Here is a 15788-nt window from a genome sequence, read left to right as displayed (position 1 = left end):
GGGTACCGTAACGTTAAAGCCACGACTAGGTGAAGGAAGGTATGCGACTATTGATTCTTCTATCATATCTTTGTCAAGAATAAAGTACATAAAGGGTTGTTTTGGTTTGACTTATGTTTCACAACACAAATCTCTGCAACCCTGTCTTTCGATCCAAAAAAAGTTTAAACCACTTCAATTCAAAATGACCAAATGACCACTTTTATGAAACGTATTTCCATTAGTTTTTTATGCTGCATATTACTTCTGGTTTTTTCCTGTAATCAGCAAGACAAAAAGAAATTTCAAATTGAACGCTCCAAGGAGCTCGCTATCAAAAACAAGGTTCACAATCAATTGTTGGATATTGAAAAAGAGCATGGATGGAGGTTGCTTTTTGATGGTGAGACACTGAACGGGTGGCATTTGTTCAATAAACCCGATTCTACTCGCTATTCTGCATGGGGAGTAAAGGATGGCACCATTTACTGTAACGCGACCGATGAAATCAAAGTCTTTGGTGATTTGGTAACAGATACCGAATTCGAGAACTACGAGCTGCAATTCGAGTGGCAAATGGGCCTTCGTGGCAATGGTGGTGTTTTTATAAATGTTCAGGAATCCCCAGAGTATGGTGCGACCTATGAGACAGGTCCGGAGTATCAACTATTGGACCCTGAACATATGGATACAAATACGCCCTTAAAAATGCCTGGCTGCCTTTGGGGCTTGTATCCACAAAAAAACGAGGCAAAGGCCAATCCCACCGGACAATGGAACACCGCCAAAATCGTGCAACAAGATGGCCAGATTCAATTTTACCTCAATGGCATTCTTACCGCAGAAGCCGTTTTGTCATCTCCAGAATGGTCAAAAACGGTCGCAGCATCCAATTTTAAGGACCGATCCGCTTTTGGGAAGTCGACCAAGGGAAAAATAGCCCTCCAAAACTGGTATTTTGAATCGTGGTTCCGTAATATGAAAATAAGGGAGTTGTAGTTCGTACAGCAGGCCATTGCCCCTAAATATGCGGTCTATTTACGCCAATAAAATCATCACCAAGGTTGTTTTTTCATTGAAGTAAGCTGTTTGTACCCATTTATTTCTTCTACTAATGAAGGATGAACGCTGAAAAGGACTCCTTGAACCTCCCCAATAAATAATTCCCTCACTTCAATTACAAACTTTTACCCAAGTGCCATAAAAATTCAGGCTTCTATCGCTATCTTTAAAGGTAATAACCAATTTTTTTACGAATAGAAACGTTTTTGAAAAATGAAAATGAAATTTGTACCTGTATTTATGGCCCTATTTACTATAGGAACCCTATTGAATGCTCAAGACCGACTGACCGGAGAAACCTTTACGACGCGCTCCGAGATTCTGGCCCGAAATGGAATGGCGGCGACCAGTCAGCCTTTGGCTACACAGGCTGCCTTGGACATCCTTAAAAAGGGCGGTACCGCCATGGATGCGGCCATTGCGGCCAATGCCGTGTTAGGACTCGTAGAACCTGCGAGTTGTGGTATTGGTGGCGATATTTTTGCCATCGTATGGTCGGCCATGGAACAGAAATTATACGGCTTCAATGGTAGTGGCCGGGCACCCAAATCCCTATCCATTGACTACTTTATTGATAAGGGTATGAAATATGTACCATTTTATGGTCCTTTGCCTGTGTCCGTACCAGGCTGTGTAGATGGCTGGTTCACATTGCATGAAAAATTCGGGAAGCTTGCCATGAAGGATGTATTAAAACCTGCGATTGACTATGGTAAAAATGGATTTCCCGTGTCCGAGGTCATCGCCTATGAAATGGCATCCAATTATGAATCGGTTCAAAATCAGCCCGGTTTTGCCGACACCTATATGCCAAAGGGCCGTCCACCCATGAAGGGTGAAGTTTTTGTCAATACCGATTTGGCCAATACCTATCAACTTATTGCTAAAGAAGGTCGGGATGCCTTTTACAAAAGTACCATTGCCAAGACCATCGACAGTTATATGAAAAAGCACGGCGGATTCCTACGTTTTGAAGATTTGGCTAGCCATACTTCCAACTGGGTAGAGCCCGTCTCCGTCAACTATCGAGGTTATGATGTTTGGGAACTTCCGCCCAACGGACAAGGTACAGCGGCCCTTCAGATGTTGAACATTCTCGAAGGGTTCGATATCGCCCAAATGGGATTGGGTAGTACCGAATACCTGCATGTGCTCACCGAAGCGAAAAAACTGGCCTACGAGGACAGGGCGAAGTTTTATGCCGACCCTGAATTCAACAAGATTCCTTTGGAAACCCTATTGTCAGACGCCTATGCCGAACAACGCAGAAAGCTCATAAACATGGACAAAGCGGCCGATACCTATCCCGCAGGGGATATGGAAATTGAAACGGGGAATACGACGTATTTGACCGTAGCCGATAAGGAAGGCAATATGGTCTCCTTGATACAAAGTATTTATTCCGAATTTGCTTCGGGCATGGTGCCGGACGGATTGGGTTTTGTGCTACAAAACAGGGGGCAAATGTTCAATGTTCAAGACCCTAGCCATGCGAATGCCCTGGAACCGGGGAAACGTCCCTTCCATACCATCATTCCGGCCTTTATCACCAAGGACGGTAAACCGTGGGTCAGTTTTGGGCTTATGGGTGGGGCCGTACAGCCCCAGGGGCATGCGCAGATTGTAGTGAACGTGGTTGACTTTGGCATGAATTTACAGGAAGCCGGGGATGCACCCAGAATGCGGCACACAGGAAGTTCACAACCTACAGGATCCAAAATGAGCAATGGGGGCACCTTGAATTTGGAGACAGGCTTTGAACCAGAAATCCTACGGGAACTACGGAAAAAAGGCCACCGAATAGGCTTTGGTGTAGGCATGTATGGAGGCTATCAGGCGATTGGTGTCGATTTGGAAAACAAGGTGTATACAGGTGCATCGGAGTCGCGTAAGGACGGTCAGGCAGCAGGATATTAATAGAGTGAAAAATGAAAATCGGAATGAAATACAAATCGGTATTAATACTTCTAGGATTGCTAATGGTTTGCTCCTGCAAGGGACAGGTAATGGAATCTTCTACCGACTATCAATACAAAAGCGGTGACCCAAACGGCATCGGTAAATGGTACAAGGGGCGTGAAATAGCCCATGTCATGGGATTTCAAGGGATGTCCTGGCTGGAGCGTTCGGAGCGGGAGGAAGAGGAAAATACCTCTAAACTACTTCAAAACATGAATATTAAGCCCGGCGATACCATTGCGGATATTGGCGCGGGTTCCGGCTATCATGTATTTAAAATGGCACCCATGGTCGAAGACGGAATGGTATATGCCGTAGATATTCAGCCTGAAATGTTGGCCGCCATGGAGGCCAAAAAAATGGAAGGAAATTCAATAAACGTACTGCTGGTCCAAGGAAGTGAAAAATCCGTGAACCTCCGTGAAAATTCAGTGGATAAGGTTTTGCTTGTGGATGTTTACCACGAGTTCAATTATCCGCTGGAAATGATACAATCCATCATAAAGGCGATGCGACCGGAAGCCGAATTGTATCTTATCGAATACCGGGGCGAGGATGCCTCCGTGCCCATCAAGGAACTCCATAAAATGACCGAGGCACAAGCGGTTACAGAAATGAAAGCTGCAGGTCTTTCCTTAAAACAAAATATGGACAACCTACCATGGCAGCACTGTATGGTATTTGTGAAGGACTAGTAATTAGAATCGTTGGCCAAAAAAATGATCCGCATTTCGTTATCCATAGGGCTTGGGAAGTTCTGTAATTGTTTTAGAGGTATTGTTGCCATTGGATTGGTTCTGACTAGTTGTGCCTCTTCAAAGAAGGTCAAAGAAAAAGCAAACCTTGCCGTACCGGATGAGAATCTTGTTCTTAAAAAGGAAAGTAACAACCAAGTGAATTCTAATGGCTGGAACTATGTTTTGGACGACCATGGATATATCAACCGCTTTACTAAGGATATGACCGTTTCCATTTCCGGTTCCATAGACTCGCTGATACTGCACGATACCCTTGATTTGACAAATTTGATGGAAGAAACGGAGAATGAAAGACCAAAAAGTCCTGTTGCTCTCAAAATTTTAGAAAACTATATCAATAGCGAGAATAAGGAACCCAATGGTCATTGTTTGTCTGTAAGTAAGAATCGATTTGAACAGGCTTATAAGGAGATTCACGGCCATTCCATTTATCAGGATTTGCCCAAATATATGGGCACAGCTACGTATACTCCAAAACAGGTCTACAATTTACTCTATGTATCCGCTTCCGATACAAAAAAGGGCTGGAAAAGCCTTCCGGAAGCATATAGAGGCAAAGGAAACGCGGGGGCCGTGGCGTATGCCGGTATGGGAACCCTGGTCGATACTAAGGGTGTTTGGTCTGGAGAGTTACAACCTGGGGCCCTGATGCAAGTTTGGCGGTTTCAAAAGGACTATGAAAAAGTGGTAAAGGGTGTCGATGTGAAGAAATTGGACCCATACGGTCATTCCTTCATTTTCATCGGTTACGTCCGAAACGATAAAAATGAGATTGAAGGCCTCAAGATTGCCGATCAAGGATTTCAAAGTTACCGGCCATTAATACCTAGGGATTATGAAGTTTGGTGGGGTGTAAACCTTAGTATTTAAGGAACAGGGGAAGTTGAAGTGCAGGAATTTAACTATTTATACGTACTTTGTTCGTAATGAATACGTTACTTTATTATAAGATATATTAGCACCTAGAAAAATGATATTTTATCTTTCGTTATTATTCTCCCTGATTTTTACACTTCCCTTGACCGTAAACACCGATAGAAATGTGGAGGTATCCTATGCATCGGAAATGATACGTCCTCCTGTAGCATTAAAAGAGGAGAACGAAAAGGAAACAGCACTTTATGAGATGGACCCCGATAGTATCGCCATTTCCTACACAAATACCAAAGCGGCCGTCAAATCCCTACGGTTACGATTACAGGAAGACCTTAGGAACGGCACTATTTCCTTTGATCATGTTAAAAAAGCCTTCACCGATCAGTTGGTTAATGAAATCCTACCGCACTGGTATGGCACGCCTTGGAGTTTTGGAGGTCATACAGAAGTTCCCAATCAAGGAAAAATAGCATGTGGATATTTTATATCTACCACCTTACGTGATATGGGTGTAAAGCTAAATCGATATACTTTGGCCCAAAAATCTCCCATCGATGAAGCAAAAATGATCAGTTGTGGGTCTAAAATTAAAAATGTTGTACAAGAAACTCCGGAAAATGCCTTGGCCGAAATCGATAGTTTAACCCAGGAAGGCCTCTATTTCATAGGTTTTGATGAAGGTCACGTGGGCTATCTTTTAAAAAGGGACGGGGAATTACTTTTAATTCATTCCAACTATTTTTCACCTGTTTCTGTCTGTATGGAAAAACTAAATGAATCACGGGTGTTTACAAAATTCAAAAAATTTCATCTTGTTGATATTTCACATAATGAGGTCCTTCTACAACGTTGGTTGGAAAATGGTACCGTTTTGTAAAACTAGCGCCCGATATTTAAAAAAAAAAGGCATCAAATGCCCATGTTGTAAAACTATCTTCAAAGAACGATTTTAATCCCGAATGCATTGCTTTTGGAACAATGTTTGGCTCTATAATCAGGATACAAACTTTATAACCTAGTATGGTGAGAGTAGGTTTGCTAGAACGGGAGAGGATAATTCTTCCTTAAAATTCTGAAAATAAGACCAACTATAAAATTCCACTGAAATAATCGTAAATTCATACGATACAAAATCAGTTGACACAATGAAGATTTCCCAACTATATTCTCTTGCCACGCTATTAGTTGTTTTTGCCTGCAATACTCAGAAGAATGACAAAAATGATGAAGAAGCAATTGCCGAAAATAATAGCCCCAAAGTGGTTACTGACGATATTGAAAAAGGAATAAAGGCCATTATAGATAAGAAGGTCGCCGAAGGTGGCGGATATTTTAACATGACGGCAGATGGTAAGGAATTGCGACTAAAATTGGTACGCGTGCATACTGAGTACCTTTCCAATCTTGGACCTGGTAGACATTTTGCTTGCGTTGATCTTGCCGATGTGAGCGGTGATGTATACGATGTAGATTTTTTCTTGAATGGTGAACCTGGCAACATGAATGTCACCGAAACAACTTTGCACAAACTCAATGGCAAGCCTTTTTATACCTGGAAACAACGAAAGGACAAAACATGGTACCGATTACCCATTGAAAATGCCACCTCCGATCTATTGGGTGTCATAGAGGACGAAGATAATTTTGAGTTTCGTTATCAGGTCACTATCCCAGAAATAAAAGAAGCGGCAAAAATATGGATTCCCATTCCGCAGAGCGATCGCTTTCAAACTATTGGGCAATTGGCCATTAAAGCTCCCGTGGAACATCAAATAATCAAAGAAAAGGTCTATGGCAACAAGGTGATGTATGCAGAACTTACCCCTGAGCAGAGTGGAACGGAAATAGCAATTACATACCATGTTAAAAGACGGGAAAAAAACCCCTATGAGGAAGACGCTGCAATTTCAAGGTACTTGAACCCCAGTCGTCTCATGCCCTTGGGAGATAGGTTCCAGACACTAGCCGATTCCATCATCGGTCTAAAACCAAACGATGGTGACATTATGAAGGCACGCGCCCTATACGATTATATCATAGATAATATGAAATATGTAAAAGCTGGTACGTATGGTACTGGCGATGCCGTTTACGCCTGTGATGCCATGACCGGTAACTGTACCGAATTCCATTCCCTCTTCATTTCTCTGGCAAGATCCACAGGTATCCCATCTCGTTTTGGCGTTGGCGCTTCCATACCCTCAGATCGTAATGAAGGTGGTATAGACGGATATCATTGTTGGGCGGAGTTCTTTGCAGAAGGAAAATGGTGGCCCGTAGATATTAGTGAAGCCAATAAATACACGGCACTTGCTACCTATTACTTTGGAAGACATCCGGCAAATCGTATTGAATTCACAAAAGGACGTGACCTTTGCTTTGAGCCCGGACCTCACGCAGGCCCCATAAACTTTCTTGCCTATCCCGTTATGGAAATTGGAGAGTCACCAGCATATCCCAAAACATTCTTTTCCTTTGTTCGGAAAGCGGAGCAAAAAAAACCAAAAGAAACGGCAAGCTTACCCTGATACGGAATCCTTAGAAGGATGTTCACCACCTTCAGGATGTTCACCACCTTCAGGATGCTCACCACCACTTGGGTGTTCACCACCACTTGGGTGTTCACCACCACTTGGGTGTTCTCCTTCAGCTTCGGTATCATCCGTTGGATGCTCGCCAGCTTCAGGGTGTTCCGCCTGCTCTTCTGTATTCTCTTTCTTTTTTTCATCTCGGCAAGAGGTCAATGCCCCTGCAGAAATAAAGCAGCATAGCAACATCGACATTGTGAAATATTTTAGTCCTTTTAATCGTATCATAATAAATTGTTTTTAGTGATAAATTATCAAATTCATGTTAAGCATTTGATTTATTTAAAAGTAGTAAAATATCCCCTACTAAGTGGTTAATATGACTGATTTGTTCCTAGGATAAAAGAAGAATCCCAAAATCATTTATTTCTTTAATGATGACCTCAAATGGCCTTTCCTATTTTGATAGTGTCATGAGCTTAATTGATGCCACCAATTTCAGTACGTTTTAATCGTGAAAATTCTTATAATATAAAGGTAATAATTGCTAAGGCCATTGTGAAATACTTCACTATTTAGTAAATGGTTCATATGATTTCTTTTTGGCATTAAAATGAAACCAATATGAAGTATTTAGCACTACTAAAAACATCAAAATATCCACTAATGATTTGGAAAGACCCATTTATCTACTTCAGTAATAACAATCTTCAATTACTAAAAAAATCCTTAGATGCAAAATTCTCCTAATATTTTTAATGACGTCCTTGGGTCCCGTTATGCGAGGGCCAGATAAGCTCTTCAATAAGCGAGAGGGGCGAAAATGGCATTGGGGTAAGCCAGGTACTCGACTTTGCCCAGGGTAAGGTTTAAGCACCTTTGTTGGGGGGCGGAAAAAGGCACTGGCGCCGATAACCTTTTTCAATGCCTTTTTATACAATAATACGTCGGTAATTAAGTTAAATTCATGTAAGAATCAACCGACAAGGATTTCATCCTCCCAACAGCATGAAAGAAGAACTAACAGGTCCTATGGACAAAAAGTCCCAGATGGTGACCACAGCCCTTGGCGGGGGACTGGGTGAGGACCAACTGGAAAAGGACAAGATCATAGAACGCCAACTGCGTTTTCAAAACCTGTTGATGAGCATCTCCACCCAATACATCAACGCAGATGTCTCGGACATTGATAGGCTCATCCAAAAATCCCTACAACAGATCGGAGAGTTTGTAGAGGCGGACCGCAGCTATATCTTCTCCTATGACTTTACCGCCAACACCACCAGCAACACCTATGAATGGTGCGCCCAAGGTATTGAGCCTGAGATACACAATTTACAGAATATACCGGTGGACTTCATCCCACAGTGGTTGCAGGCGCACCGCATGGGCAGGCCCTTTTATGTGGAAGATGTTTCCCAACTGCCCCAGGATGGGGAGTTTGGGCTACGCGCCATCTTGGAGCCCCAGGGCATCAAAAGTTTGATCACCATCCCAGAGATAAAAAATAATGAGCTCATTGGATTTATAGGCTTTGATTCCGTACGGAAGATCAATCAATACTCCCAGAATGAACAGGACATCCTCTTTGTCTATGCCAACATGCTAGTGAACGTTCTGTTGCGCAAGGAAAGTGAGGAGCGTATTGCAGAGCAAGAGGCCAAAAAGGAGGAACTGTTGCAACACCTCTCCCAACAGAACCAGGAATTGAACGAATATGCCCACGCGGTCTCCCATGACCTCAAGGCGCCCTTGATCAATATTTATACCTTGATCACCTGGTTTTTGGACGACCATAAAACTACCTTAACGGAAAGCGCCCTAAAGCCACTATACCAAGTACAGCAGAACGTGGAAAAGATGGACCATCTTATCAAAGGCATCTTGGACTATGCAACCATAGACAAGCTTACCACGGCCGATCGGGACATTGATCTCAAGGCCCTCTTGGAGGATGTGCTGGAAACGCTATTGGTGCCGGCGCACATTCATATCCACCTACAGAAATCATGGCCCCGTATGTATGGCAACGATTGGCGTTTTAAGCAACTGTTCCAAAACTTGATACAAAACGCCATTAAATACAGCGACAAACCCAAAGGAAAAATTACTATTGGGCACTCTGAAAGGGAGGGAGTGAATGAATTCTTTATAAAAGATAATGGCATGGGCATCCATCCGGACCATTTTGAGCGGATATTCCAAGTGTTCAACAAACTGGACCATAACAATGCATCCTCTGGCATAGGGCTGTCCATCGTAAAGAAAATTGTGCACCACTACAAGGGCAGCATTTGGCTGCAAAGTGAAGAGGGCAGAGGCACTACCTTTTACTTTACGCTACCCGCCGCATTGGGTTAGCCCGTAAAGGTTCCTTCATTCTTTTTTCCATAGTGGGAAATTTCCGTTTATCTTTATAAACACTTGATTTGCAAACCTTCTAAGGAAACATCGCATGAAAACATATCCTAGTATATTCAATGACGTAATCGGCCCCGTTATGCGAGGCCCCTCAAGTTCGCATTGTGCGGCTTCGCTTCGTATAGGCAGGCTCTGTCTTGACCTTATGGATGGGGACATCCAAGAGGTCTACATTGAATTTGACCCCAATGGTTCCTTGGCCACCACGCATAAGGGTCAAGGTTCGGACATGGGTTTGTTCGGCGGATTTATGGGCTGGGAAGCGGACGATGAACGTTTGCCCAATTACCTAAAGGCAATCGATGAAGCGGGTATTGCCATAAAAATTGATATTCATCCAATTGGGGCCACGCATCCAAATACGTACAAAATTACCCTCAAAAACGCGAAGGAGACCCGAAGGCTCACGGCAATTTCCACCGGGGGAGGCATGATCGAGGTACAGGAAATAGATGGGGCCCACGTTTCAATGGCCGGGGACTATTATCAGACCTTGATTTATTGTACATCGCCCTCAGCCATTATCTCTCAAGTTGAAAAGTCCTTTGCCTGTGATGAAATTGCCTATCGGGATGGGGATGCAGGGTTTGTTGAAGTCAAGTCAAATCGGTTTATTCCAAAGGATCTCGAGGTATCACTTTTGGAGTTGAAGGAGGTTCTTTTTATTAAAAAATTGAACCCTGTACTTCCGGTACTGGCAAGAAAAGACCTCCAGGTCCCTTTTATCACTTGTAATGAAATGTTGGACTATAATGCCGATAAAAATCTTGAATTATGGGAGTTGGCACTGGTTTATGAAAGCATGAGGGGCCATATTTCCGAGGCGGAAGTTTTTGAGAAAATGCGTTCCATTGTAAAAATCATGCAACATGCCATTGCCCAGGGACTAAAAGGAACGGAGTATGCCGATCGTATTCTTGGTCCGCAATCCCTTACGTTTCAGGAACGGATGGACGGTAAAAAATTGGTGGAAGGCGATGTACTGAACCAAGTGATTCTCTATACCTCGGCCATGATGGAGGTAAAAAGTTCCATGGGTGTAATCGTTGCGGCCCCAACGGCAGGTTCCTGCGGTGCGTTGCCTGGGGCAATTTTGGGCATTGGAAAAATATTGGGACTTTCAGAGGATGAACTGGTAAAGGGAATGTTGGCCGCTGGGATGATCGGCGTTTTCATTGCTGCACATGCCACGTTTGCCGCAGAAGTTGGCGGTTGCATGGCCGAATGCGGTTCGGGTTCGGGAATGGCCGCTGCGGGTATCGTAGTCTTGAAAGGAGGTTCGTTACGGCAATCGCTCTCGGCAGCCTCCATGGCCCTGCAATCCAGCTTGGGCATGGTGTGCGATATGATCGCCGATCGTGTGGAAGCACCCTGTCTAAATAGAAACGTCATGGCCGCCACGAATGCCATTTCTTGTGCAAATATGGCCTTATCCGACTATGACCACCTTATCCCGTTGGATGAAGTTATTGAAACCATGAAACGAGTGGGCGATGCCATGCCCAATACCTTATGCTGCACGGGTCTGGGGGGACTGGCCATTACAAAAACGGCCAAGGAAATCGAAGCAAAGCTGGCAAACGGGGAGTTGAATACGAACAAAACCTTTTTTAAGGTGTGTTAGAAATTTATTCCATTATCCATTTTTTACAGTGTTCACCGCATATCAAGGGGTCTAGGTCCTAAATAAATATAGTATGATTACAGTACTCTGGGTGTCTTTGGCAGCTTTAGGGATTTGGTTTTCCATTGTCTTGGCAAGGGACTTTTGGGCACATAGAACCTCCCTGGAGGATAGTAGCTGGCTAAAGACTTCCGTTATTGGTTTTGTGGTCAATTTTTTTGATGTTTTGGGCATTGGTGCCTTTGCGCCGCAAACGGCCCTTTTAAAATTCACGAAACAAACGAAGGACAAGCATATCCCGGGAACCATGAACGTGGCCAATACGCTACCCGTACTTTTTCAGGCACTGATTTTTATTACCATTATCGAGGTGGAGCCGATCACCTTGGTAACCATGTTCATCTCAGCGGCATTAGGGGCTGTTTTGGGTGCGGGAATCGTGGCCAAGATGTCCGAAAAAAAGATACGGTTGGTGATGGGTTTTGCCCTTTTGGTCACCGCTTTTTTCATGATGGCCACGAGCCTGGATTGGATACAGGGCGGGGGAGAGGCCATAGGGCTCACCGGTACAAAATTGGTCATTGCCCTTATTGCGAATTTTGGTTTGGGCGCTTTGATGACGGCGGGCATTGGCCTGTATGCGCCTTGTATGGCCTTGGTATTTGCTTTGGGAATGTCGCCCCAAGTGGCTTTTCCCATTATGATGGGCTCTTGCGCTTTCTTGATGCCCCCGGCCTCGGTACGATTTATTCGGGAAAAGGCCTATAACAGAAAGGCGGCCGTTGCCATGGCCATTCCGGGCATCGTGGCCGTGGGCCTTGCTGCCTTTGTGGTTAAATCATTACCGTTGGATGTGCTGCGATGGGTCGTTATTGCAGTCATACTCTACACTTCCGGCGTAATGCTCCATGGTGGTTTTACCCATAAGGAAAACGTAGATTCAGATTAAATCTAAAGCACGTTGCGTTTCAGGATCTGGGCCAATGTGTTGTTCCAATTTATTGGCACCGCCAAAGGGTTTAATACTCCGAGGCTTGCCCGCCTGAATGCTTGTCGGGCAGGCCTCTAAATTAAAAATTTGTTTCCAGCGAATGCCTCGTGGGCTTGCCCCGAGGTAGTTTACTTTTTGGAAAAATCGGCTTCCATGAGTACCCAGTAATTGGGGTCAAGCACTACCTTTTCAGGCGTAAAATCTATCGGAAATGTGAATGTGTCCGATTGTTTGTCCACCGATATCGTTTTGATGACCTGTTGTTTATCCGAAGCACCATATACACCGATCTCCAAGGGCATTTTAAAGAGGCTGCCATCGTTCTGTACTTGGTCTAGCCAGACTTTCACCTCCTTATTTTTTGGATCAAACTCCCAAGTGCCCCTGAGCTGTAAGGTTCCTGGTTTGTACAACCATTGATCAAAGAAAGCTTCAAGGTCCATGCCCGATGCATCTTCCATTTCCCGCTGAAAATCACCCGTTGTGGCATTCGCATCCATATATTTCTGGTAATACGAGCGTATCCCTTTCCAAAATACGTCCGTGCCCACAACGCCCCGCAGCATATGCAAGATCCAACTGCCCTTTTGATAGGTCTGTACCGTGGTCACCTGGGACATATCGGATAAATTATCATGCACGATGCGATAGCCGGGGTTCTTTTCATAAAATGCATCTACCGTCTTTTTACTTTTTTCCAAGCCATTCAAAAAGGCGTCACGGCCGTATTGGTGTTCAATGAAGAGCAAAGTGAAATAGGTAGCAAAGCCTTCGCTAAGCCAAACATCGTCCCAATCATACTCCGTTACGGCATTCCCGAACCACTGATGGGCAATTTCATGGATGACTACGTTGCGCCATCGTTCGTTTCTATCGCCCACGACGGAGTTTTCACTATATAATATAGCCGAAGCCGCCTCCATACCGCCGCTAACACTGTTGGACTGGATATTGGCCAATTTTTCATAGGAAAAAGGACCAATGCGATCACTATAAAACTCCAAGGTACTTTTGGTGGGAATGGCAAAGTCATAAAACCCTGCATCCCTATCCTGTGGGTATACCCATGTTTCAATGGATTTCCCGTCGAATTCATCCACGTACTGGACCGCAAACCTCGCAACCCCCAAAACATAAAGCCAGGAGGCGATGGGGACCGACTGCTTCCAATGGGTCAAGCGATTGCCATCTTCCATATCCCGCTCCTCGATTTTCAGTCCGTTGGAAACGACCTGATAGTGCGATGGTGCCGTGACGACAAACTCACATTGGGCCTTATCGTACGGGTGGTCTATGGTGGCCAGCCAATGCCTTCCCTTATCGGGCCAATTATCACTAAAAAAGGTGCGGTCCCCATATTTGTTATCGGCTATTTTAAGCCCTGAAGCTGGAATCCCCTTATAGTGTATCGTGTAGCTCGTGCGTTGGTCCTTTGAAGAGGGCTCCGGTAGCTGAACATGAAGGACATCATTTTCATGGGTATAGGTCAAGGTTGAACCGTTGGAACGTACCCAAAGCACTTCCATGCCCTTGTTGCCCAAATTTTTGGAAACATTGACCAGATCAAGACGCAAGGTTGTTTCGCCTGCCGTCAGGTAGCGTATGTCTAGGGTCTCTTCGCAGACGATCTCGTCCGAAGTATCGGATAGTTTGATCTCGAACCTGTAGTTTAGGGCATCAATGTTCGGGTTTTTAGGATAGGTGTCCGTCAAGGCAAAAACCCCGCACCACGTCAGGGTCATAAAAATCAGTGTAAACAGTCTATTTCTTTTCATGGGTCCTGTGTTCAGCAATTGGAAAAATTAATTTTTAAAAGGTAATGCTACGGGCGGATGAAATTCCGTCAACCCTTTTTCATTGATGGTCTTTTCCACCGCTTCGATGGAGGAAGGCACAAAGGCACTTAGGTTCTCAACCCCATCCTCCGTAACTAGGGCCATATCTTCGATACGAATGTACAGGCGTTCTTCCGGAATCCATATCATGGGGTCAATGGTAAAGACCATGCCGGCCCGTAAGGGGACCCCACGCACAACGCCCACATCGTGTACCGCCATTCCCACAGGGTGTTGAAAATGCCCCCTGAATTTGATGCCTTCCTGTACGGCCTTTACATGATGTGGTTTCACGAACTGTTTATCTTTGATGTATTCGGTCATATCCTCCGCGGCCCGATCCAAAACCTCGTTGGAGGTTACGCCCGGTTTTATATAATTGAACAAGGCATCACGATAGGCCACAATAAAATTGTACAAAGCTTCTTGGGCCATGTCAAATTTCCCGTTTACCGGCCAAATACGGGTTACGTCACTGGTATAATACCGATAATCCGGTGCGTAATCCATCAACACCAAGTCACCGTCCTCAAGCACATCGGTCTTATGAAAATAGTGGCCCATATAGGCATTGGTCCCTCCCCCTATGATGGAGGCATAGCCATCACCACGGGCCCCGTGCAGATGAAAGACATATTTGGCCGCGGCATCCAACTGATATTCATAAATGCCCGGTTTGGTGGAACGCATCGCCTCCATGATGCCAAGCCCGGCAATTTGCGTCGCCTTTCGTATCATGGCAATTTCCACATCACTTTTTATGAGTCGCATGGCGTCAAGTATGGGCGAAAGGTCCCGTATCTGGAACTGGGGAAACTGTGCCGTTATTTTTTGGACAAAGAGTGCCTCCTTGGTGGGGTTCCCGTCCCAAGGATCCGCAGCGGCACGTGCCTGGCCGTATAGCAGTTCGTCCCTGCTATCGTTTCCTGTTTCGGCCGGACTTAACGGTGTAAACAGCTCAGGTGCGTTGGCCTTAATGAGACCGGTGCGCAATAGGTCGGAAGCAAGAAATTCATAGCCTTTTACGTGGTCCACCCCGGTAAGTTCCATGACAAGCGCTTCATCCTCGGCGGATAGTATTTTTCCTTGACTCTCCTCACGGCCTGCATCCCTGTGGGGGAGATAGAGCGTAACCTGTTTGTTTTTTCCGTTCAGGAGAAGATAGGCATGATCGGTTTCCAAACCTGTCAAATAATAAAAGGTGTTGGATTGTCTGAAAACACTGAAACCGGGCCGGCCACCGGAACCTTGTATTAGGGCAATGGCATTGTTCCCGATCGTTTCCAGGATATGCGACCGTCGTTGGCCGAATTCCTCGGGCGAAAAGTCGGTTTGATAGTGGTGCTTTTCCTGCGCAAAAAGGGGAACGATAGTGAACAAGAGCAATAGAGTAGCCAGTGTTGTTGTAAGGGATTTCATGCGTTTGGTTTTAGGTCGATGTATGAATGCTTTAAATCTTTTGGCTTTTGAAGATACAGATTATTCCTGTTGAATGGATTGCCGGGTTAAAGAATGTCATATCCCGATGGATGCAGGTCGCTCAGGGAGACATATCACATTTTTATTCCTAATTCCCTTCGGCTTACCACGACTTTAATTTACCTTGAGCATTGGGTGAAAAGAAAATATGTTTTCTTTGAACGCACCTTGCGCAGCAAAAGGAAAGGCTCAGTACAAGCCGCTCGGGGGTACCGCTTACTTTACTGCTAGTAAAAAGACCCCTCGACTGCGCTCGGGGGGACATTTTAGATACTT

Annotated in this window: 12 protein-coding genes; 9 read left to right on the top strand and 3 right to left on the bottom strand. The window is 44.8% G+C overall.

Annotated features, from left to right (window positions below; genetic code table 11):
• Positions 1 to 204: 204 nt before the first annotated feature.
• The 6 genes from BFP75_RS01885 (at position 205) to BFP75_RS01860 (ending at position 7162) form a co-directional block, all read left to right on the top strand.
• On the top strand, positions 205 to 978 hold the full coding sequence (locus tag BFP75_RS01885; protein WP_099542990.1) for a DUF1080 domain-containing protein: 774 nt from the start codon (positions 205 to 207) through the stop codon (positions 976 to 978).
• A gap of 282 nt (positions 979 to 1260) precedes the next feature.
• Positions 1261 to 2958: a gamma-glutamyltransferase gene (gene ggt, locus BFP75_RS01880; RefSeq protein ID WP_240531665.1), complete on the top strand. Its 1698-nt coding sequence runs from the start codon at positions 1261 to 1263 to the stop codon at positions 2956 to 2958.
• 23 nt (positions 2959 to 2981) lie between these two features.
• Complete coding sequence (locus BFP75_RS01875) at positions 2982 to 3695, top strand: class I SAM-dependent methyltransferase (RefSeq protein WP_240531664.1); 714 nt, start codon at positions 2982 to 2984, stop codon at positions 3693 to 3695.
• Between the two features lie 24 nt (positions 3696 to 3719).
• Positions 3720 to 4628 carry a hypothetical protein gene (locus BFP75_RS01870; RefSeq protein WP_123803291.1) on the top strand — a complete coding sequence of 303 codons (909 nt, stop codon included), beginning with the start codon at positions 3720 to 3722 and terminating at the stop codon, positions 4626 to 4628.
• A 100-nt stretch (positions 4629 to 4728) separates the two neighbouring features.
• Positions 4729 to 5511 (top strand): hypothetical protein, encoded by a 783-nt coding sequence (locus tag BFP75_RS01865; protein ID WP_099542982.1) that lies wholly within the window; start codon positions 4729 to 4731, stop codon positions 5509 to 5511.
• 268 nt (positions 5512 to 5779) lie between these two features.
• On the top strand, positions 5780 to 7162 hold the full coding sequence (locus BFP75_RS01860; RefSeq protein WP_099542981.1) for a transglutaminase-like domain-containing protein: 1383 nt from the start codon (positions 5780 to 5782) through the stop codon (positions 7160 to 7162).
• Here BFP75_RS01860 and BFP75_RS01855 read toward each other — a convergent pair.
• A complete protein-coding gene (locus BFP75_RS01855; RefSeq protein WP_099542980.1) occupies positions 7154 to 7450 on the bottom strand; it encodes a hypothetical protein in 297 nt (98 codons plus the stop codon). The genes BFP75_RS01860 and BFP75_RS01855 overlap by 9 nt on opposite strands.
• 720 nt (positions 7451 to 8170) lie before the next feature.
• On the opposite strand from BFP75_RS01855, the gene BFP75_RS01850 reads away from it, so the two are divergent.
• The 3 genes from BFP75_RS01850 to BFP75_RS01840 all read left to right on the top strand — a co-directional run bounded on the left by BFP75_RS01850 (position 8171) and on the right by BFP75_RS01840 (position 12156).
• Complete coding sequence (locus tag BFP75_RS01850; protein WP_317044501.1) at positions 8171 to 9523, top strand: GAF domain-containing sensor histidine kinase; 1353 nt, start codon at positions 8171 to 8173, stop codon at positions 9521 to 9523.
• Positions 9524 to 9617: 94 nt separating this feature from the next.
• Complete coding sequence (locus BFP75_RS01845; RefSeq protein ID WP_099542979.1) at positions 9618 to 11207, top strand: L-serine ammonia-lyase, iron-sulfur-dependent, subunit alpha; 1590 nt, start codon at positions 9618 to 9620, stop codon at positions 11205 to 11207.
• Positions 11208 to 11280: 73 nt separating this feature from the next.
• Entirely contained in the window at positions 11281 to 12156 is an 876-nt protein-coding gene (locus tag BFP75_RS01840; protein WP_099542978.1) for a sulfite exporter TauE/SafE family protein, read from the top strand.
• A gap of 170 nt (positions 12157 to 12326) precedes the next feature.
• Here the strand turns inward: BFP75_RS01840 and BFP75_RS01835 are convergent, their stop codons facing one another.
• A complete protein-coding gene (locus BFP75_RS01835; RefSeq protein ID WP_099542977.1) occupies positions 12327 to 13973 on the bottom strand; it encodes a M1 family metallopeptidase in 1647 nt (548 codons plus the stop codon).
• A gap of 27 nt (positions 13974 to 14000) precedes the next feature.
• Positions 14001 to 15452, bottom strand: coding sequence for an aminopeptidase P N-terminal domain-containing protein (locus BFP75_RS01830; RefSeq protein WP_099542976.1), 1452 nt, complete (start codon positions 15450 to 15452; stop codon positions 14001 to 14003).
• Positions 15453 to 15788: the final 336 nt, after the last annotated feature.

It is taken from the genome of Maribacter sp. 4G9 (assembly GCF_002742265.1).
Taxonomy (GTDB): Bacteria; Bacteroidota; Bacteroidia; order Flavobacteriales; family Flavobacteriaceae; genus Maribacter.
Note: the sequence above shows the minus strand (reverse complement) of the source record. Positions and strands in the feature narration are given on the sequence as shown.

Bases quoted from the DNA above. Each gene is read 5' to 3' on its own strand.
- BFP75_RS01885 (WP_099542990.1), top strand. From the start codon at position 205: ATGAAACGTATTTCCATTAGTTTTTTATGCTGCATATTACTTCTGGTT.
- BFP75_RS01855 (WP_099542980.1), bottom strand. From the start codon at position 7,450: ATGATACGATTAAAAGGACTAAAATATTTCACAATGTCGATGTTGCTA.
- BFP75_RS01860 (WP_099542981.1), top strand. From the start codon at position 5,780: ATGAAGATTTCCCAACTATATTCTCTTGCCACGCTATTAGTTGTTTTT.
- BFP75_RS01865 (WP_099542982.1), top strand. From the start codon at position 4,729: ATGATATTTTATCTTTCGTTATTATTCTCCCTGATTTTTACACTTCCC.
- ggt (WP_240531665.1), top strand. From the start codon at position 1,261: ATGAAATTTGTACCTGTATTTATGGCCCTATTTACTATAGGAACCCTA.
- BFP75_RS01835 (WP_099542977.1), bottom strand. From the start codon at position 13,973: ATGAAAAGAAATAGACTGTTTACACTGATTTTTATGACCCTGACGTGG.
- BFP75_RS01840 (WP_099542978.1), top strand. From the start codon at position 11,281: ATGATTACAGTACTCTGGGTGTCTTTGGCAGCTTTAGGGATTTGGTTT.
- BFP75_RS01845 (WP_099542979.1), top strand. From the start codon at position 9,618: ATGAAAACATATCCTAGTATATTCAATGACGTAATCGGCCCCGTTATG.
- BFP75_RS01875 (WP_240531664.1), top strand. From the start codon at position 2,982: ATGAAATACAAATCGGTATTAATACTTCTAGGATTGCTAATGGTTTGC.
- BFP75_RS01830 (WP_099542976.1), bottom strand. From the start codon at position 15,452: ATGAAATCCCTTACAACAACACTGGCTACTCTATTGCTCTTGTTCACT.
- BFP75_RS01850 (WP_317044501.1), top strand. From the start codon at position 8,171: ATGAAAGAAGAACTAACAGGTCCTATGGACAAAAAGTCCCAGATGGTG.
- BFP75_RS01870 (WP_123803291.1), top strand. From the start codon at position 3,720: ATGATCCGCATTTCGTTATCCATAGGGCTTGGGAAGTTCTGTAATTGT.